The 18558-nt window shown below is 62.5% G+C and carries 17 protein-coding genes; 10 read left to right on the forward strand and 7 right to left on the reverse strand.

All coding sequences use genetic code 11. The annotated features are described in order from the left end of the window. The first annotated feature begins 1 nt into the window (after position 1). The 3 genes from BSG20_RS38650 to BSG20_RS24485 all read left to right on the forward strand — a co-directional run bounded on the left by BSG20_RS38650 (position 2) and on the right by BSG20_RS24485 (position 1920). The gene (locus BSG20_RS38650) at positions 2-193 is read left to right on the forward strand and encodes a hypothetical protein (protein WP_072379444.1); all 192 of its coding nucleotides are present in this window, start codon (positions 2-4) and stop codon (positions 191-193) included. Positions 194-285: 92 nt separating this feature from the next. Further along, positions 286-591: a DUF1214 domain-containing protein gene (locus tag BSG20_RS38655; RefSeq protein ID WP_072379442.1), complete on the forward strand. Its 306-nt coding sequence runs from the start codon at positions 286-288 to the stop codon at positions 589-591. Positions 592-807: 216 nt separating this feature from the next. Then, positions 808-1920, forward strand: coding sequence for a flavin-containing monooxygenase (locus BSG20_RS24485; RefSeq protein ID WP_072379440.1), 1113 nt, complete (start codon positions 808-810; stop codon positions 1918-1920). 59 nt (positions 1921-1979) lie between these two features. Here BSG20_RS24485 and BSG20_RS24490 read toward each other — a convergent pair whose 3' ends face one another. From BSG20_RS24490 to BSG20_RS24505, 4 genes are read right to left on the reverse strand one after another with little or no spacing between them, the layout of a single operon-like run. Beyond that, positions 1980-4196 (reverse strand): 3-hydroxyacyl-CoA dehydrogenase NAD-binding domain-containing protein, encoded by a 2217-nt coding sequence (locus tag BSG20_RS24490; protein WP_072379438.1) that lies wholly within the window; start codon positions 4194-4196, stop codon positions 1980-1982. A gap of 34 nt (positions 4197-4230) precedes the next feature. Beyond that, positions 4231-4422 carry a hypothetical protein gene (locus BSG20_RS24495; protein ID WP_072379436.1) on the reverse strand — a complete coding sequence of 64 codons (192 nt, stop codon included), beginning with the start codon at positions 4420-4422 and terminating at the stop codon, positions 4231-4233. Positions 4423-4447: 25 nt separating this feature from the next. Then, positions 4448-5659, reverse strand: a complete 1212-nt coding sequence (locus BSG20_RS24500; protein ID WP_072379435.1) for an acetyl-CoA C-acetyltransferase — start codon at positions 5657-5659, stop codon at positions 4448-4450. 37 nt (positions 5660-5696) lie between these two features. Next, positions 5697-7493: an acyl-CoA dehydrogenase C-terminal domain-containing protein gene (locus BSG20_RS24505; protein ID WP_072379433.1), complete on the reverse strand. Its 1797-nt coding sequence runs from the start codon at positions 7491-7493 to the stop codon at positions 5697-5699. 206 nt (positions 7494-7699) lie between these two features. On the opposite strand from BSG20_RS24505, the gene BSG20_RS24510 reads away from it, so the two are divergent. Together BSG20_RS24510 and BSG20_RS24515 are read left to right on the forward strand one after the other, a co-directional pair. After that, positions 7700-8173 (forward strand): VOC family protein, encoded by a 474-nt coding sequence (locus BSG20_RS24510; RefSeq protein WP_072379431.1) that lies wholly within the window; start codon positions 7700-7702, stop codon positions 8171-8173. Positions 8174-8512: 339 nt separating this feature from the next. Continuing rightward, complete coding sequence (locus BSG20_RS24515) at positions 8513-8884, forward strand: hypothetical protein (protein ID WP_037114472.1); 372 nt, start codon at positions 8513-8515, stop codon at positions 8882-8884. Between the two features lie 13 nt (positions 8885-8897). Here BSG20_RS24515 and BSG20_RS24520 read toward each other — a convergent pair whose 3' ends face one another. Next, positions 8898-10181: a cystathionine gamma-synthase family protein gene (locus tag BSG20_RS24520; protein WP_024313098.1), complete on the reverse strand. Its 1284-nt coding sequence runs from the start codon at positions 10179-10181 to the stop codon at positions 8898-8900. A 121-nt stretch (positions 10182-10302) separates the two neighbouring features. On the opposite strand from BSG20_RS24520, the gene BSG20_RS24525 reads away from it, so the two are divergent. The 4 genes from BSG20_RS24525 (at position 10303) to BSG20_RS24540 (ending at position 16202) form a co-directional block, all read left to right on the forward strand. Further along, positions 10303-10761, forward strand: a complete 459-nt coding sequence (locus BSG20_RS24525; RefSeq protein ID WP_072379429.1) for an Lrp/AsnC family transcriptional regulator — start codon at positions 10303-10305, stop codon at positions 10759-10761. Between the two features lie 71 nt (positions 10762-10832). Then, positions 10833-11534, forward strand: a complete 702-nt coding sequence (locus BSG20_RS24530) for an SDR family NAD(P)-dependent oxidoreductase (protein WP_072379427.1) — start codon at positions 10833-10835, stop codon at positions 11532-11534. A 344-nt stretch (positions 11535-11878) separates the two neighbouring features. Further along, positions 11879-15697 carry a peptidoglycan-binding protein gene (locus tag BSG20_RS24535; RefSeq protein ID WP_072379425.1) on the forward strand — a complete coding sequence of 1273 codons (3819 nt, stop codon included), beginning with the start codon at positions 11879-11881 and terminating at the stop codon, positions 15695-15697. Positions 15698-15986: 289 nt separating this feature from the next. Next, positions 15987-16202, forward strand: coding sequence for a hypothetical protein (locus tag BSG20_RS24540; protein ID WP_024313094.1), 216 nt, complete (start codon positions 15987-15989; stop codon positions 16200-16202). Between the two features lie 91 nt (positions 16203-16293). Here BSG20_RS24540 and BSG20_RS24545 read toward each other — a convergent pair whose 3' ends face one another. Continuing rightward, positions 16294-16794, reverse strand: coding sequence for a MarR family winged helix-turn-helix transcriptional regulator (locus BSG20_RS24545; protein WP_072379423.1), 501 nt, complete (start codon positions 16792-16794; stop codon positions 16294-16296). Positions 16795-16849: 55 nt separating this feature from the next. Between BSG20_RS24545 and BSG20_RS24550 the strand changes: the two genes are divergently transcribed. After that, positions 16850-17254 carry a GFA family protein gene (locus BSG20_RS24550; protein ID WP_037114461.1) on the forward strand — a complete coding sequence of 135 codons (405 nt, stop codon included), beginning with the start codon at positions 16850-16852 and terminating at the stop codon, positions 17252-17254. Here BSG20_RS24550 and BSG20_RS24555 read toward each other — a convergent pair. After that, on the reverse strand, positions 17251-18456 hold the full coding sequence (locus tag BSG20_RS24555; RefSeq protein WP_072379421.1) for an MFS transporter: 1206 nt from the start codon (positions 18454-18456) through the stop codon (positions 17251-17253). The genes BSG20_RS24550 and BSG20_RS24555 overlap by 4 nt on opposite strands. Positions 18457-18558 lie beyond the last annotated feature (102 nt).

Consider the following 18558-nt stretch of genomic DNA (forward strand, 5'->3'; position numbering starts at 1 on the left):
CGTGACCTCGGTTCCGGCGCCGTGCCGCCTCCGAAAGGCGTCGTTCCAGATCCCCGAACTCGTCCGCGTCGTCGGCCTCCGTTCCGGCGCCGGCACGTTCGAAACGCCGAAATGGGATCAGAAAAGCCAGAAGGCTGCCGGCGATGCCCTTCTGACCTTGGACGCCACAATTCTGGGCTTCAAAGGCGCTTAGACACCAAGGAAGCCGTCGATCCGGTGCGTCATCTGATCGGTACGGCGACGGGATGGTGAGGAAACCCTGAAAAGGATGCAACCTATCTCAATGTGACACCCGAAAGGAACGACGCCAAGACAGTCTACAAGCTCACCGTCAAGGCGGTGCCGGTGGATGGCTTCTGGTCCATCAGCGTCTATAATGCAAAGGGTTACTTCCAGAAAAACAAGCTCAACGCGTCCAGGCTCAACGCGTCCAGGCTCAACATCACCGCCGCAAAGGCTGCCGACGGCTCCGTCGAGGTGCAATTCGGCGGCTGCGATGGGAAGGTCGCAAACTGCCTGCCCGTCGTCAAAGACGGGAACTACACTATTCGCCTGTATCGGCCTCGGGCGGATATACTCGACGGAAACTAGGAGTTCCCTCCGCCACAGAATGCCGCGTAGTGTCGTCGGGTCGTTGCGAGCGTATGGCGGAAGCTCGTGGCGAGGTCATCGCGGGTGGCAGTGGGTTTTAACGGCAGCATCGCTTCCTTCTCCAACGCGCGGCGCGGCACTAGAACGTCTCGTCTTGCGCGGCCATATCCTTCGGAACGGCAGCTGCATATCGTACTTCGCAAGCAAGAGGCCTCCATGACGGATGCAGAGACGATCATCATCGGCGCGGGACCGGCAGGATTGGCCTGCGCCGCGGCGCTGCGGGCGCGGGGACGCTCGTTCCTGGTGCTTGAGAAAGGGCATACGCTCGCCGCCTCCTGGCATTGCCACTACGACCGCCTTCGGCTGCATACCCACAAGATGCACTCGGCCTTGGCGGGAAAGCCGATGCCGCGGCATTTTCCGAAGTATCCGTCGCGGCTAGAGGTTATCGAGTATCTCGAAGTCTACAGCTCTTCGAACGACATCGAGGTCAGATTTGGCGTGCGCGCGACGACGATCCGCAAGGCCAAGACGTGGACCGTGGAGACCTCCCACGGGGTTTTCGAGGCGAGCAACGTCATTGTCGCGACCGGCCTCGCAAACTTGCCGATAAGGCCGACCTGGGAAGGACAGGAGCTGTTTGCGGGCAAGCTTCTCCACTCCTCGGAGTTCAGGAATGCCGCGGCGCTTGCGGCTAAGCGCGTCCTTGTCGTCGGCTTCGGCAATTCGGCAGGCGAGATCGCGCTCGAATGCGCTGAGGCCGGCCTTGATGTCGCCATGTCCGTGCGCGGCCCGGTCAGTGTCGTGCCGCTCGAACTGTTCGGACTGACGAGCGCCAGCATCGCCATAGCCCAGCGGTTCCTTCCCTATCGCCTGGTCGATGCGGTGAACGCTCCGATCCTGCGCCTGCGGTTCGGAGACCTCGGGAAGTTCGGGCTGGAACGAGCGCGAAATGGCCCGCTGACAGGCATCATCGAAAGGGGCCGTACGCCTCTGATCAATATCGGAACGATCGAGCGGATCAGGTCAGGGGATATCCGGGTGTTCCCCGCAATCTCGACATCCGAGGATCAGCGGGTGCATTTCTCCGACGGCCGATCCGATACGTTCGACGTGATCATTCTGGCGACCGGCTACCGGCCGGGGCTTGATGCGCTTCTGCCCGATTTCGCGCAGCGATTTGGCGGCGCCGACGGTCCCGGCCGCGGGCAGCTTCAACCGGCAAATGACGGCCTCTACTTTTGCGGCTTCACTGCCGTGGCGACCGGCCTTCTCCGGGAAATCGGAATTGAGGCCGAGACGATCGCGGCCTCCATCGATAGGTAGCACCTCCGCTAGGCCGCAACCCCGTCTCGCCACGCAACCGCGTGATGCCCAGAGGCGGCTCACGCCGCCTCCTTCTTCTTCGCGTAAGGGTCGAAGCGCCCGTAGAAGGTCTCGCCCTTGGCGGCCATGTCCTTCAGCAGTGCCGTCGGCTTGAAGTGCAACCCATAGGCTGCCGCGAGCCTATCGCACAGCGCCACGAAGGCCTTCACGCCCATGCCGTCGATATAGGAGAGCACCCCGCCGGTGTAGGGGGCGAAGCCGAAGCCGAGGATGGAACCGACGTCGGCTTCGCGCGGATCGGTGACGATGCCTTCCTCGATGGTGCGGGCAGCTTCCAGCGCGATGGTGACGAGGAAGCGCTGCTTCAGCACCTCGACATCGACCTCTTCGGCCTTCCTCTGCGGGTAGAAGGTCTTCAGCTCCGGCCAAAGCGACTTCTTGGCCGGTTTCGCCGGATAATCGTAGAAGCCCTTGCCGTTCTTGCGGCCGCGGCGATCGAACTCGTCAACCATTTTGTTGATCAGCGCCATGTGCTTCGCATCGACGGCGGCTTCGCCGAGATCCGCGACGGTGGCCTTCAGGATCTTCTGCGAGAGATCGATCGCCACCTCGTCGTTCAAGGACAGCGGACCGACCGGCATGCCGGCCATCTTGGCGGCATTCTCGATCATGACGGGCGGCACGCCCTCGATCAGCATGTCATAGGCTTCGTGGATATAGCGGAAGACGCAGCGGTTGACGAAGAAGCCGCGCGTGTCGTTGACGACCACAGGCGTTTTCTTGATGGCGGCAACGTAGTCGAGCGCGACGGCCAGCGCCTTGTCGCCGGTCTCCTTGCCGAGAATGACTTCCGTCAGCATCATCTTCTCGACCGGCGAGAAGAAATGCACGCCGATGAAATCGGCCGGCCGTTTGGAGTTTTTGGCAAGGCCCGTGATCGGCAGGGTCGAGGTGTTGGAGGCGAAGATGGCGCCATCAGGCAATACCGCTTCAACGGCCTCGATGACGGCCTTCTTGACCTCGCGGTCCTCGAACACGGCTTCGATGACGAGATCAGCGTCCTTCAGGTCGGCATAGTCGGCGGAGGGCGTGATGCGGGAAAGGAGTGCCGCACCCTCGTCTTGCGTAAGACGTCCCTTACCGATTGAGTCTTTCGCGAGGCCTTCGCCGACGCTCTTGCCCTTGGTCGCCGCTTCGATGTCGCGGTCGATGAGGGTGACGGGGATGCCGGCGGCGGCGGTCACATAGGCGATCGAGGCTCCCATGAAACCGGCGCCGACGACACCCACCTTCTTCAACTCCGTTTTTGCAACACCGGCGGGGCGGCGGGCCCCTTTGGCGAGCTCCTGCATAGAGATGAAGAGCGAGCGGATCATCGAAAAAGCTTCGTTGGTCTGCAATATCTCGGTGAAATAGCGCTGCTCGATCTTCAGACCCGTATCGAAGGGCACCTGCAGGCCCTCGTAGACGCATTTGAGGATGGCGAGCGCCGCGGGATAGTTGCCTGATGTCTCGCGGCGCAGGATGGCGGGAGCAGCGGGCCAGAGCTGGGCCGCCGCTGGCGTCCAGATGCCGCCGCCCGGAGCCTTGAAGCCCTTCTCGTCCCAGGGTGCGACCGGCTTCAGGCCGTCCTTGATCATCTGCTTGGCGGCGGGGATCAGCTGATCCGGCTCGACCACTTGATGGACGAGGTTCATCGCCCTGGCGCGGGCGGCCGTCAGCGACTGGCCTGTCGTCATCATCTGCAGAGCCGACTGCGCATCCGCCAGTCGAGAAACGCGCTGCGTGCCGCCCGCACCCGGGAAGATACCGACCTTGACCTCGGGCAGCGCGATCTTCACCGACTTGGCATTGGAGGCGACGCGGCCATGGCAGGCGAGCGACATCTCGAAAGCGCCGCCCATGCAGGTGCCGTTGATCGCCGAAACCCACGGTTTCCCCGACGTTTCGATCTTGCGGAAGAGGCCGGTCATGCGGCCGACGAGATCGAAGAGCTTTTGCGCGGCGCCATCAGGGTTGGCGGCCTTCTCCTGCTGGTAGAGGGAAAACATCGACTTGATCATCGAGAGGTCCGCGCCACCTGAGAAGCTCGACTTGCCCGAGGTGATGATCGCGCCCTTGACGGCGCCGTCGGCGACCACGGCGTCGACGATGGCGTTAAGCTCGTCCATCACCGCCTCGGTGAAGACGTTCATGGATTTGCCGGGCATGTCCCAGGTGACAAGGGCGATGCCGTCCGCGTCGGTTTCGACGGTGAAATTGGTGTAGGTGCTCATTGGGGATTTCCTCTTCCCTAAATTTCCCAGGCTTTCAGAAGACGCCGAGCAGATAGCAGCTCACGCCAAGGACCAGGACGAGGAACAGCAGCAGGAAGCGGTTTTCGCCCCGCAGTCGCCGTGCGTGCTCCTTCGGATTGACACGGGATGCCTCGGCAGAAGCTTTTTCCATGTCCTTATCCAGATTTCGAAGCTCGAAGTGGCGTTCTGTCTCGTTCTGGCTCATTGGGTGCTCTCCGCTCGGCAGCCCCTTAGACGCGTTCGATGATGGTCGCCGTGCCCATGCCGGCGCCGATGCAGAGGGTGACGAGCGCGGTGTTGAGGTCGCGCCGCTCCAGTTCGTCGAGCACCGTGCCGAGGATCATCGCGCCGGTGGCGCCGAGCGGATGGCCCATCGCGATAGCGCCGCCGTTGACGTTGATCTTGTCATGCGCGATGTCGAAAGCCTGCATGTAGCGCAGCACGACGGCAGCGAAGGCTTCATTGAGTTCGAAGAGATCGATGTCGGCAAGTGTCATGCCTGATCGTTTCAGGAGCTTCTCGGTGACGTCGACAGGGCCGGTCAGCATCAGCGCCGGGTCGGAGCCGATATTGGCGAAGGCCTTGATTCGACCGCGGGGCTTCAGCCCCCCCATTCTCTCGCCGCCCGCCTTCGAGCCAAGGAGCACGGCGGCCGCGCCGTCGACGATGCCGGAAGAATTGCCGGCGTGGTGGACGTAGTTGAGGCGCTCGACCTCCGGATGAGCCTGGATCGCAACAGCCTCGAAGCCGCCCATTTCGCCCGGCATCTGGAAGGACGGGTTGAGGCTTGCCAGCGCCTGCATGTCCGTGCCTGGGCGCATGTGCTCGTCATGATCAAGGATCATCAGGCCGTTCTGGTCCTTGACCGGGATGACGGAATTCTTGAAATAGCCCTTATCCCAGGCGTTGGCCGCGCGCTTCTGGCTCTCGACCGCATAGGCATCGACGTCGTCGCGCGAAAAACCGTATTTGGTGGCGATGAGATCGGCCGAGACGCCCTGCGGCATGAAATAGGCCGGGAAGTTCACCGACGGATCCATGAACCAGGCGCCGCCCGACATGCCGAGACCGACGCGCGACATGCTTTCGACGCCGCCGGCAATGACGATGTCGTCGGCGCCTTGCGCGATCTTGGCGGCGCCGAAATTCACAGCATCGAGGCCGGATGCGCAGAAGCGCGAGATCTGCATGCCCGGCGCCTTGGTGGAATAGCCGGCCTCGAAGGCAGCGCCGCGCGAAATGACCGCGCCGGCTTCCATGACAGGATCGACGCAGCCCATGATGATGTCGTCTACCTCAGACGTATCGAGCCCATTGCGGTCGCGGATCGCCTCGAGCGTCTTGGCGGCAAGCCGCACCGACGGTACCTCGTGCAGCGAACCGTCCTTCTTGCCACGGCCGCGCGGGGTGCGTACGTGGTCGTAAATGAAAACCTCGGTCATTCCTCTATCTCCCTATCGGCGTCGGGCGCCGTTGAACTCAAAAGGCCTCGGCGGCCAAGGTCATCATCGTCTCTGCGCCGGTCTCGATGCGGGCCTTGCGCAGGGCCGTTTCCGGCATGATACGCTCCATGAAGAAGCGGGCTGTGACGAGCTTGTTGCGAAGGTAGCTTTCGCGCGGGCTGTCGCCGTTCGCAAGGCCATCCTCGGCGGCCTTCGCCATCTTCGCCCACATGTAGCCGAGCACCACGAGGCCGAAGAGGTGCATGTAGTCGGTGGAACCGGCGCCGGCATTGTCGGGCTTGGCCATGGCGTGCTGCATGAACCACATGGTCGCCGCCTGCACGTCGTTCAACCCCTTCTTCAGGTTCTTGGTGAAGAAGGTCATCTGCTCGTCGTTGCGGTTCTCCTCGCAGAAATCACCGATTTCCTTGAAGAGGGCCATGACGGCGCGACCGCCGTTCTGGCCGAGCTTGCGGCCGACGAGATCGAGCGCCTGAATGCCATTGGCGCCTTCGTAGATCATGGCGATGCGGGCATCGCGCACATACTGGCTCATGCCGTGCTCTTCGATATAGCCGTGGCCGCCGAAGACCTGCTGGGCCATGACGGCGTGGTCGAAGCCCTTGTCGGTCAGAACACCCTTTAGGATCGGGGTGACGAGGCCGAGAATGTCATCGGCCGTCTGGCGGTCCTTCTCGTCCGCCGAACGGTGGGCGATGTCGGATTTCAGCGCCGTCCAGAGCAGGAAGGCGCGGCCTGCCTCGTTGAAGGCGCGGATCGTCATCAGCGAGCGACGAATGTCGGGATGCACGATGATCGGGTCGGCTTTCTTGTCCGGCGCCTTCGGGCCGGAGAGCGAGCGCCCCTGGATTCGCTCGCGGGCATAGTTGACTGCGTTCTGATAGGCGATTTCAGAGATTGCCAATCCCTGCAGGCCGACGCTGAGACGCGCCTCGTTCATCATCACGAACATGGCGCTAAGGCCCTTGTTCTCGGCGCCAATGAGGAAGCCGGTCGCCTCGTCATAATTCATGACGCAGGTGGCGTTGCCGTGAATGCCCATCTTGTGCTCGATTGCACCGCAGGAGACAGCATTGCGCTCGCCGGGCGTGCCATCGGCGGTGACCATGAACTTCGGCACGATGAATAGCGAAATGCCCTTGGTACCCTCGGGCGCGCCTTCGATACGCGCAAGCACCAGATGCACGATATTGTCCGTCATATCATGCTCGCCAGCGGAGATGAAGATTTTCTGGCCCGATAGCTTGTAGCTGCCATCGGCCTGCGGCACGGCCTTGGTGCGCAAGAGGCCGAGATCGGTGCCGCAATGGGGCTCGGTCAGGTTCATGGTGCCGGACCATTCGCCAGAAACCATCTTCGGCAGATAGGCCTGCTTCTGCTCCTCCGAGCCATGGACAAGGATCGCGGCGATTGCACCCTGGGTTAGCCCCGGATACATCATCAGCGACATGTTGGCGGCAGAGGTATATTCGCCGACGGCAGCATGCAGTGCATATGGAAGGCCCTGGCCGCCAAATTCTTCGGGAACGGCAAGCCCGGTCCAGCCGCCCTGGCAATAGGCGTCATAGCCGTCCTTGAAGCCCTTCGGAACCGAAACCGAGCCGTCCTCGTGGCGCACGCAGCCTTCTTGGTCACCGGAGTAGTTCAGCGGGAAGAGCACTTCCTCTGCAACCTTCGCTGCCTCGCCGAGGATCGCCTCGACCATATCAGGCGTCGCGTCGGCAAACCCCGGGAGATTGTTGTAGCGTTCCAGGCCGAGCACGTCGTTCAGCACGAAGAGCGTGTCGTTAACCGGGGCCTTGTAGACGGGCATCGTTCGAATTCCTCCAATTCGGCACGCCGGACCAGACCGGCATTTGAGAGTCTCTTACAAAATATTGACGTTTGCGTAAACGTCAAATTTCGCCGGTCCTCGAATTTGTGATGATGATCGTGTGACTGCAGTGTCGGGAATGGCCGATCGGGAACGTCCTGGGGCTGTCGAACATTTCGTCAGAGCAGCAACGAGGAGGACACCCCATGCTCAAGGTCAGTTCGAATCTGTGGTTCGAGAAGGAAGTGCAGCAAGCCGTCGAATTCTACGTGGCGACGATTCCGAATTCGTCCATGGGGGGCACAACCATCCTTCCGGCCGAAACGCCGAGTGGCCCCCCGGGCAGCGTCAAGATCATCGACTTCAAGCTCGGAGATCAGGATTTCGTGGCAATGGAGGCGGGACCATTCGATGCCTTCAACCACGCCTTCTCGATCTCGGTCGAATGCGAAACGCAGGCGGAGATCGACAGGATATGGAACGCCTTCCTCGATAACGGCGGGGTGGAAGAGCACTGCGGCTGGCTGAAGGATCGCTGGGGCCTCTCCTGGCAGATCGTTCCGCGGGCGCTGATCGAGATGATTTCCGGTCCGGACCGCGAGCGCGCCAAGCGCGTCACCGAAGTCATGCTCCAGATGGTGAAACTCGATATCGCGAAGCTCGAGCAAGCGTATCGGTGAGATGCGGGTCGCGGGCTGAAAGGCAATGCGCGGCCGTCGCTCCGTCATTCTTGCGATCACCCGCCCTCATCCTTCGAGGCACCTCAGGATGAGGGCTGGTCGTTGGCGTGTCCTTAACGTCGCTGGCGATGTCCTCTATTGCGCGCCTGCATTCTCCAATCATGCGCTGCACCCGTTCCATCCTCATCCCGGGGTGCTCCGCAGGAGCCTCGAAGGGTCAGGGCGGCCACCGGCCGGGCCGCTGATGTCGTACAGTTGTCGCATCTGGGTTGCGTCCGAACGAAGACGCGCTAGACTTCATATGCAGACTGACGAAAAGAGCCTGGGAGGAGCGATTTTATGAGACGGATGTGGCCGGAAGAGTTCAATTCCATTCTCGACGGAGCCGAGGAAGTCACGCTGGAACTGCCGGCGGTGGAGCATGAGGACGGCACGCGCAGCGAAGCGGTCAGCCGCAAGGCCCTGAAGGTCCGCATTCCGATGGAAGACTACGAGCGCATCTGGCCGCTGGCTGAAATGCGCTACCGGCTCGACGGCAGGATGGCGGGCAAGGCGATCACGCTGATCACCACCAGTCCGCACTACCATCGCTGGCACCCCGCCGACGGCGGCAGCGTCGACAATGTTTCCGAGAGTGGCCGCCACTACACGACGAAATACATCGTCGTGCATTTCCTGCTCGACGATGTGAGGGAAACGGCGGCCGCCTGAGCCGCCGCCAAATTCACGCCGCGTCCAGCGCCTGTTGCAGATCGGCGACGAGATCGTCCGGATGCTCGATGCCGATTGACAGGCGGATGGTCGATTCCAGCACGCCGATCCGCTGGCGGACGTCGGCCGGCACGCCGGAGTGCGTCATCGTTGCGGGATGGCTGGCGAGCGATTCCGTGCCGCCCAGGCTGACCGCCAGCTTGAAGATCTGCAAGGCATTCAGGAATTTGAAGGACGCCGGTTGGCCGCCGACGATATCGAACGAGAAGGTCGATCCCGCACCGCTGCATTGCGCCGCGAAGGTGCGCCCGACCGGCGAATTGGCGTCGTGATAGGGCAGGTAGTGAATCCCCGCGACCTTGGGATGCTCGCGCAGGAAGTCGGCGACGACGCGGGCGTTGTTGTTGGCCCGCTCCATGCGGATCTGCAGCGTTTCCAGCGAACGGCCGAGCATCCAGCAGGAGTGCGGGTCAAGCTGCGTGCCGATGGCACCGCGCAGCGCCTTGACCTGCTTCATGACGGCCTTCGAGCCGAGGGCCGCGCCTGCGATCAGATCGGAATGGCCGCCCACATATTTGGTCAGCGAGTAAAGCGAGATGTCAGCGCCGTGTTCGATTGGCCGCTGAAACACCGGGCCGAGCAGCGTGTTGTCGCAGGCGATAATGGGCGTGTGTCCCTGTTTCCTGCCGATCATATCGGCGACGCGGCGGATCATCGCGACGTCGACGAGGCTGTTTGTCGGATTGGCAGGCGTCTCGACAAGGATCACCGACACCCGGCCCTTGGCCATGGCTTCTTCTGCGGCAGCCTGGACCGACGCTTCGCTGACGCCATCGGCGAAGCCGACAGCCGCGACGCCGAGATTGAGGAATGTCTTTGCCAGCAGCGTCTCCGTTCCGCCGTACAGCGGCTGGGAATGCAGGATCGCGTCGCCCGGGCGCACGAAGGCCAGCAGCGTCGTGGCGATTGCCGACATGCCGGATGAGAAAAGGGCTGAGCTTTCAGTACGTTCATAGACGGCAAGCCGGTCTTCGACGATTTCGCTGTTGGGATGATTGAACCGGGAATAGACGAGCCCCGCACCCTTGCCGGCGGGTGGTTCCTTGCGGCCGGACACGTAGTCGAAGAAATCCCGACCGTCCTCGGCGGATTTGAAGACGAATGTTGATGTCAGGAACACCGGCGGCTTCACCGCCCCTTCCGACAGTTCCGGGTCGTAGCCATAGTTCAGCATCTGCGTTTCGGGATGCAGGGCATGGTTGCCGATATGAGTCTTGGAAGGGTGCGGTGCGGTCATTGTCGTCTCCTCAAGAGGTGCGCGTGATGCTCGCAAATTATATCAGAACGCGAGGACTGTTCTTGCTATTTGCTGCGCGCCTATGCTCTCTAGAGCAACTTATTGCGGAGAATTTGGAATTGTGACGCAGAAAATTGCTGACGACATGGATCGGAAAATCCTCAAGGAATTGATGGGCGATGCCCGGCTTGCGAACAACGAGCTCGCCGAACGCGTCGGGCTTTCCGCATCTGCCTGTCTTCGTCGCCTGCGCCGACTGGAGGATGTAAAGATTATCCAGGGATACACGACGCTCGTCGATCCAGCCGTCGACGGCTGGACGATGACGGCGCTGGCATCCATTCGGCTCAGCCGCCAGCACGAGGACGAGATTGAGATGTTCGAGAGCGCTGTTCGCGGATGGGACGAGGTGCTCGAATGCCACCTGGTGACCGGGTCGCGCGACTATGTGCTGAAGGTGATGAGCTCTGGCCTCGAGGACTATGAGCGTTTCATCAAGGAAAAGATTGCCCGGCTGAAATGCGTCGATACGATCGAGACCAGCTTTGTGATGAACACCATCAAGGCGCGGCGGGTGTAGTATCGGCAGGCAAACTTGAGGCGTATTCTGCGGCTTAGGTTTCGGCGAGATCGATCCGGAGGACGACAGGCATGACCCAGTTTCCTTACAGCACGGCTCTTATCGTCGGTGCAGGCCCTGGCTTCAGCGCGTCGCTTGCACGCCAGCTGACGGTGCGTGGCGTCAAGGTCGCGCTGGCGGCGCGCAACGTCGACAAGCTGAGCGAACTCGCCGGCGAAACCGGTGCAAGGACCTTTACCGCGGATGCCGCGCAGCCGGCTTCCGTCGCTGCGCTCTTTGAGTCCGTCGCGAGTGTCATCGGTGATCCTGAGGTCGTCGTCTATAACGCCAGTGGCCGCCTGCGCGGTCCTTTGACCGAGCTCGACCCCGGGGCTGTCGAACAGGCAATTGCAATTAGCGCCTATGGCGGCTTCCTGATCAGCCAGCAGGCCGCAAAGCGCATGATTCCGCATGGGCGTGGCGCGATCCTGTTTACCGGGGCGACGGCGAGCATCAAGGGATATGCTCAGTCCGCCGCCTTTGCCATGGGCAAGTTCGCGCTTCGCGGCCTTGCTCAGAGCGCTGCCCGCGAGCTGGGGCCGAAGGGAATTCACGTCGCTCACGTCATCATCGACGGCGCCATCCGTTCGAAGACGCGTCGGGAAGACCCGGCCAAGCCGGATTCGACACTCGATCCCGATGCCATTGCGCAGAGCTACATCGATATCCTGCTGCAGCAGAGGAGCGCCTGGTCGCAGGAAATCGAGGTGCGGCCGTGGACGGAATCGTTCTGATACTGGCCTAACATGCCGTTGCCGCCTGCGGTTGCACGCGGAGCGGTGTCGGCCGGTTTCAGCACGGAAACCGGCTGAAAATCCTGAAAAGTTAAAAAAATCTCACACGGGTTAACGGGTTGTTTACCACGTTTCGTGAAAGGTACCGACTGAGCATTGGCGACCTGCATTCCTTTTTTTCAGTCTCGCGTTTCATGGGATGCCGCTACGCCGTACAGGTTGCGGAAAGTCTAGTTGATTATCCCTTCATGAGCGGTGCTCTCGTCCGCATCCCAATGCGGCGCTGACGGAAAAGCCAATGATCGGCCCTGACGAGGGTTCGGACAGACGAAGCGAGCAAGAAGATGAACGGATCGCGATCAAATTCCCCACGGCATTCCGACAGGGCGTCGCTCGATGCGCTGAACCGCACCATCGAAGGTCTGGAGGCGAGGATCGAGGGGCTGATCGGCACTGGTGCCCGCGACCAGCGCCAGCGCCCCCCGGCGCCGGAGCGCGAGAGTTACGCTGATCCTTATGCCGCCCGCGCACCTCATGCCGCCGAAGCGCGGCCGGATCCCTTCGCTGAAATTCGCCAGCGCCAGCGCATTCTGGAGGCGAGCCGCGAACGCCCGCCGATGCGCGAGCCCGCATCCTACACGCGCGAGCAGCCAGCCTCTTCGCGTGCGCCGCTCCAGGTTGGCGAACACGCGCCGCGTTCCGCCGCTCCCCAGCCGGCCGCGCCCCAACCGGCCTACCGCGTTGCTGAAGACACCATGACCGAGATCGCGCAGGCGCTCGTCAATCTTCGCCAGGACCTGAAGCGCGACATCTCTGATGGCGTGACGCGCGAAATGAATGCGCTGCGCGAAGAGATTCGCAGCATCAAGGTCGGGGCGGAAGACCGCCGCTTCGCCGATGACATCCGCGCCGACATGAGCCGCCTTGCGAGTAGCATCGATCAGCTTGCCGGTCACTCCAATGTGCCTGAGGCGCAAGGGTTGCGCGGCGAATTCGAAGAGCTGCGCTCGCTGATGGACGGGCTCGCGCGCGAAGATTCAATTCGTCACATGGAGACCCGCTGGGACGGTTTCGAGCACCAGCTGCATTCACTCGACACGGCCGGCCTGCAGGAAGAACTCGTGGCGTTTGCCTACCGGCTCGACGACATCAAGCGCCATATCGGCGGCATGGGCGAAAGCCCGGCCGTGCGGGCGCTGGAAGACAAGCTTATCTCCATCGCGACGGCGATGGAGCAGTTCGGCAGCATGATCCAGCCGCACGACCGAGCGATGGCCGAGCAGTTTGCGGCGATGGATAGCCGCCTCGACGAAATCAGCCGCGCAATAGCGGCAACCGGTCGCACCGCCGCCAGCGGCGATCCGGCCATGATGCATCGCCTCGAAGGCCGCCTCAACGCCCTGGGCGAACAGATCGATATGATGGGCCACAGCGTCGCGAGCCGCGCGGCGCCGGCCGATGGCCTGGCGGACCGCCTTGAAACCCTGACGCTGCGCGTCGAGGAACTCGCCAATGCCGAGGCCACCTCGCGCCTCGACGAGCGCCTGGAGCACCTGTCCTATCTACTCGAGCGGAGCCACAAGGCTGCGCCGCAGCCGGAGTTGACGGGCGCGCTTGCCGACATCTCGCGCAAGATCGATGCGCTCGAGGTCGGCTCGGTCAACGACGCACTCGCGCAGCGCCTTGACTATCTGGCGCGCCGCATCGACGAGATGGATTTCCAGCCGCTTCAGCCCGTCGCCGCTCCCGTGGACGATAGCGCCTTCCGCCGCATCGAAAATCGGCTCGGCGATATCGTCGCGCGCCTGGAGGAAAGCACCGCCGCACCGGCGGCCGATCCATATGCGCTGAAGAACCTCGAAGACCAGATCGCAAACCTGTCGGCGCTGATGAGCGAACCGCGGCCCGCGGCCGAGCTGCCGGCGGAGTTCGACCGCCGCATGGGCGCGATCGAAGACTACATGGCAACCAGCGACGAATATATCATCGAGGCTGCCCGCCAGGCGGCCGAAGCGGTGGTGGAGGCCTATGCGAGAAGCGGCGCTCTGCAGGGCGGTGCGCCGGCTGCGGCGGATATGTCGGCGCTCAATGCGCTTGCCGAAGACTTGCGCCAGCTCGAGGACCTCAGCCGCAGCAGCGACGAGCGCACACACAGGACCTTTCAGGCCCTGCACGAAACGCTTGTCCAGATCGCCGAGCGGTTGGACACTATGGAAGACCGCGCTGTCGCAAGGCCGGCCTCTCGGATGCCGGCCGCCGATGTCGAATTCGCAGTCGATACCTATGCGATGATGCAGGCCGGCGCCGACGATGCGCAGAAGCCGGCGGTGTTCGGAACCCGCGCCCCGGCGAGCCGTCAGCTCGAGGTCGCCGAAGAGGCGCCCGCCGTGCCGGTCATGGCCGCAACCGATACCAGTGCGATCGCGATCGAGGCCGCGACGAAGCCGGCATCTTCTGCAGGTCCCTCGAAGGGCAGCCTGCTTGCCGGCCTCGGCAAGCGTCTGCTGCCGAGCAAGAAGGCAAAGGTTCAGACCGCCGCCGCTGAACGCACGCTTATTGATCCTGCTCCTTCCATCGATCCCGTCGACGTGATGCCGCCAGAAGCCGCCAATGAGCCGCTCGAGCCAGGCTCGGGTGCGCCGGACATCAAGAAGATCCTGGAGCGTGTGCGTGCCAGCCAGAACGCTGTGCGGACGAACGTCAAGCCGGCGACCGAAAACGAGCGCGCCGACTACATTGCTGCTGCCCGCCGCGCCGCACAAGCCGCGGCGCTGGAAACCGAACCGAGCGCAAAGTCGCAGCCCGTCAAGGCCGAGAAGAAGGCAAAGGACAAGGATGCGGTGAAGGGTAGTGCTTTCTCGCGCTTCCGCCGTCCGATCCTGCTTGCCGTCGGTGCCGTGCTGCTGGCGATCATGGCGTTCCCGCTTGCCCGCACGCTGACAAGCGGCCAACCGGCGCCGTCCGCCGAAGTTGCGGTACTGACGGATGCGTCCAGCAATGCCCTGCCGCCCGACAGCGAAACGGCACCGGACCAGGCCGAAGCGAACGCTCCGGAAGTCCCGGCCGCAAAAGCCCCGCTCGCGCCGCTTGCAAGCGCCGATCCGATACCCGCGCCGGCAGAACCCGACCACTTGACGGCAACCGCGCCACTGAATGGCGATGCGGCCGCCCCGCTCGCGCCGTCCGGCACCTCGCAGGACGCATCCGGCTTCGTCGCCAAGGATATGGCTCCGGTGACCGCCGCCATGGCTACCGCGCCCGCCGCCCCGGCCACGGAAACAGCAGGTATTGCCATTCCCGATGTCGTGCAGCCGAAGTCGCTTGCCGATGCCGCCAAGAGCGGCGATGCGTTGGCGCTCTTTGAGATCGGCGCTCGCTATAGCGAAGGCCGCGCCGGCATCACCGTCGATCCAAAGGAGGCGGTAAGCTGGTATCAGCTCGCTGCGGATAAGGGCTTCGCGCCGGCCGAATACCGTCTCGGCAACATTTACGAGAAGGGCACGGGTATCGATCGCGATATCGCAAAGGCGAGGCAGTATTACGAGCAGGCGGCAAACCAGGGCAACGCCAGCGCGATGCACAATCTCGCCGTGCTGTACGCCTCCGGCGCGCTTGGCCAGCAGGACTACAAGGCGGCTGCAGACTGGTTCGTCAAGGCGGCCAATCTCGGCATCACCGACAGCCAGTTCAATCTGGCGATCCTTTGCGCCCGCGGCAATGGCGTCGCGCAGGATCTGACTGAGTCCTACAAGTGGTTCGCGATTGCCGCCAAGGGCGGTGACAAGGACGCGTCACAGAAGCGTGACGAGGTCGCCAACGCCATGAAGCCGGATCAGTTGCAGACGGCGCGCGCCAAGGCCGATCTCTGGAAGGCTGCACCGCTCGATAGCAAGGCGAATGGCGTGGACGTCCCCGATGAATGGGTCGGCAATGCCACCAAGACCTCGACCGTCGACATGAAGAAGGCGATCCGCAACATCCAGGCGATCCTCAACAACAACGGCTTCGACGCCGGCCAGCCGGACGGCGAGATGGGCGCGAAGACCGTCGCGGCGATCAAGACCTTCCAGAAGTCGATCGGCCAGGAGCCCAGCGGCAAGATCAACGACGTTACGGTGAAGGCGCTGCTGGAGCGCAACAAGGGCCCTGCCACCAAGGTCTGACCAGAGCCTGTTGCCATCTCCCATGCAGCGCGTGGGGATCGATGTGACAGTCCTGCAGGGGTCCGTCGGATGCCTCTTGAGGCAGCGTAAGCGGCCGAAAGCTCGCCTCTCCCGCGCGCGGGACTGAACGCGCGGGACTCAAGCAGAATAAATTTCGCACCGCGCGGGTGTTTTTCCGAAAATGCTATTTGCAAAATATTGCAACTATGATTCTTCTTGCTGCGTGAGTGCCCTGCGTGTCGTGATTCGTGAATGTCTTTGATGCTGAATGATTTGGCGGAGATTCCGAATGATAGGTCTTGATATTGAGAGTTGGGCGCTGACGCGAGCGCACCATATAGTCCTCAATGAGGGATTGAATCTTGCGAAGGCGGCGCAGGATCTGGATCGAAAGCGGTCGCGCACATTGGTTTACGAGCTTCAGAAAGTCATAGCCGCCGCCATCCTTGAAGCGCATGCAGCCTCGATGAACGCCGGCAGCCTTCAGGCCGGCCAGGAGACCTAGTTCACAGGGATAAACCCGGCGACTGCTCGCGTCTTTTCCAGCAGATCTGCATAGGCAAATTGCTTCAGGCCGATTGGACGGTATAGCGGGCCTATGCCTTGCCGGTTTCCGCATCGAGGGTTTCGATCAGTCGGGTCATCACGCCTCGGGCTGCCTCGAGCTCCGCGGGGGTGAAAGACTGTCCGAGCCTGTCGGCCCAGTCTGCCTGCGCCGCCTCGATCGCGGCGAGGCGGGCATCGCCCTCATTCGTCAATTTCACCAGCTTGGCGCGCCGATGCTGCGGATTGTCGACGTAGCTGATCAGCCTGTCAGCCTCCAGCGTATCCGCCAGCCGTTGCACGCCCTGCCGGGCAACCCCAAGTAGCCGGGCGATCTGTGCGACGGAATGCGTTCCGCTTTGAGCACCCGCAAGCACCTGCCAGCGGGCGCTCGTCTGCCCGGCCGGCCTCGCCAAGTCGTCGCCGGCAGCGGTCAGCCGGCCGGCGAGCCGCAATGCGGTGATGGCGAACAGCGAGAAGGCATCGCCTTTGGCGCTCCGCTTCGGGCGATTTCGGTTGACAACATGTTGTCGCTTATGTATTTCGTCAAGCATGACAACATATTGTCATAGTCGAGCAGCCTTGCAAAGAGCTGGAGGAGGAATTTCCATGAAGAAAACCTACACGGGCAGCTGCCATTGCGGCAAAATCCGCTACGAGGTCGATGCCGATCTCCAAGCGGGCACCGGCCGCTGCAATTGCTCGGTCTGCGGCAAGCGGCGCTATTGGGGCGCAATCGTGAAACCCGAAGACTTTCGCCTGCTGTGCGAGGAGACGGCGGCGGGCGACTATCAATTCGCATCGATGAGCGGCCATCACCGCTTCTGCACGACGTGCGGCCTGCATGCCTACGGGCACGGGCATATTCCCGAGATCGGCGGCGACTACTTTTCGATCAATATCGCTTGCCTCGACGACATATCGCCGGAGGAGCTGGCCGCGCTGCCCATCCGCTACATGGATGGGCGTCACGACAACTGGTGGAACGAGCCGGCGGTGACGAGCTACCTCTAGCCGCAGGCCGGCAGTCTCGCAGCCCTGCTGCGCTCGGCGCGGAGACCGAGCAGCCCGGCGCCGGTCACCAGAATGATCGCCGTTGCATAGAGGTCGGTGGTCAGTTGGTAGCCAAGCGATTTGACCAGGAAGCCGGCGAGGATGGCTGGGAGGCTGAAAGCCAGATAGCTCTGGATATAAAAAGCGGACAACAGACCGGCGCGCTCGTCGGCCTTGGCGAGCGGCATGATCGTGCCGATTGAACCAAGGAAGTTTGTTCCGAACCCGGCTCCCGTCAGGAATGTGCCGATCAGCAGCAACGGCACGGCGCCGAGGTGGACGCCGCCGACCACTGTCAGAATGCCAAGCGTGGTCGCGGCTGTGCCGAAACCGAGGTTGGCCGTGCCGGACTTGCTGCGCCTGAGATAGACAGCAACCGCCCCGGACACCATCAGCGCTGTCACGATCGCCCCGCCCGTCAGTGGGGCCTGGCTGCCCGTCGTGCTGGCGACCAGCGAAGGAACCAGGGAGAGGTAGAAGCCGCCGAGCGTCCAATTGCCGATGTTGATCGGCGTCACCAAGGCGAGCGGGCGCTTGACCTGCGGCGGAATCGAGATCGTCGGCTTCAGAGAGTTCCAGAATCCCGGCCGCCGGCCACCGGTCTCGCTCGTCGCCCAGATGGCGCCGGCCTGTCCGACGAAGGCAGCGAGCAGGATGGCGTAGACGAGGTGAAGCGGGAAAGGTCCGTATTGGATCAAGGCGCTGGTGCCGATGGCGCCAACGGCCATGCCGGAGAGCGGCGCGATGGAGTTGACGAGCTGTCCCTTCGCCCGGTCGATGTCCACAAGTGCCGCGCCGATCGAAGCGCCGGCGATGCCCGTTGCCAGGCCCTGCACGATCCGCGCTGCAATCAACCAGCCGGGGCCGCTGGCAACGACGAACAGCGCCATGGCGATGATTTCCAAAACGAGCGCGGTGAAGATTACCGGCTTGCGGCCAAGGTGGTCGGAGATCGAGCCGGCAATCAGCAGCGCCACAAGAAGAGCGAAGGCATAGACCGCGAAGATCACCGTGATCAGCACCGGAGAAAGGGCGAGGTTTTCTTGATAGATCCGGTAGAGCGGCGTAGGTGCTGCCGAAGCGCCGAAGAAGGTCGCCAGCGTGATCGCGTGGAAAGGGATCGGATTGCGCGAGGTCGTTGTGGAATTGGCGGCGCGGAACATATTTAAGCCTCTTAAAGCTAATTCGTTGCGTTAGCCATGTAGGTCGATCCGACGCTAAAAGCAAATAATTTGCATTAAAGGATCGGTCAAAGATTCTGAACC

It is taken from the genome of Rhizobium tibeticum (genome assembly GCF_900110205.1).
Taxonomy (GTDB): Bacteria; Pseudomonadota; Alphaproteobacteria; order Rhizobiales; family Rhizobiaceae; genus Rhizobium; species Rhizobium tibeticum.

What these genes read in the sequence shown, in the direction of transcription:
- BSG20_RS24485 (WP_072379440.1), top strand. Translation starts at nt 808, where the DNA reads ATGACGGATGCAGAGACGATCATCATCGGCGCGGGACCGGCAGGATTG.
- BSG20_RS24490 (WP_072379438.1), bottom strand. Translation starts at nt 4,196, where the DNA reads ATGAGCACCTACACCAATTTCACCGTCGAAACCGACGCGGACGGCATC.
- BSG20_RS24550 (WP_037114461.1), top strand. Translation starts at nt 16,850, where the DNA reads ATGAAGAAAACCTACACGGGCAGCTGCCATTGCGGCAAAATCCGCTAC.
- BSG20_RS24505 (WP_072379433.1), bottom strand. Translation starts at nt 7,493, where the DNA reads ATGCCCGTCTACAAGGCCCCGGTTAACGACACGCTCTTCGTGCTGAAC.
- BSG20_RS24500 (WP_072379435.1), bottom strand. Translation starts at nt 5,659, where the DNA reads ATGACCGAGGTTTTCATTTACGACCACGTACGCACCCCGCGCGGCCGT.
- BSG20_RS24540 (WP_024313094.1), top strand. Translation starts at nt 15,987, where the DNA reads ATGATAGGTCTTGATATTGAGAGTTGGGCGCTGACGCGAGCGCACCAT.
- BSG20_RS24520 (WP_024313098.1), bottom strand. Translation starts at nt 10,181, where the DNA reads ATGACCGCACCGCACCCTTCCAAGACTCATATCGGCAACCATGCCCTG.
- BSG20_RS24555 (WP_072379421.1), bottom strand. Translation starts at nt 18,456, where the DNA reads ATGTTCCGCGCCGCCAATTCCACAACGACCTCGCGCAATCCGATCCCT.
- BSG20_RS24515 (WP_037114472.1), top strand. Translation starts at nt 8,513, where the DNA reads ATGAGACGGATGTGGCCGGAAGAGTTCAATTCCATTCTCGACGGAGCC.
- BSG20_RS24535 (WP_072379425.1), top strand. Translation starts at nt 11,879, where the DNA reads ATGAACGGATCGCGATCAAATTCCCCACGGCATTCCGACAGGGCGTCG.
- BSG20_RS24530 (WP_072379427.1), top strand. Translation starts at nt 10,833, where the DNA reads ATGACCCAGTTTCCTTACAGCACGGCTCTTATCGTCGGTGCAGGCCCT.
- BSG20_RS24510 (WP_072379431.1), top strand. Translation starts at nt 7,700, where the DNA reads ATGCTCAAGGTCAGTTCGAATCTGTGGTTCGAGAAGGAAGTGCAGCAA.
- BSG20_RS24495 (WP_072379436.1), bottom strand. Translation starts at nt 4,422, where the DNA reads ATGAGCCAGAACGAGACAGAACGCCACTTCGAGCTTCGAAATCTGGAT.
- BSG20_RS24545 (WP_072379423.1), bottom strand. Translation starts at nt 16,794, where the DNA reads ATGCTTGACGAAATACATAAGCGACAACATGTTGTCAACCGAAATCGC.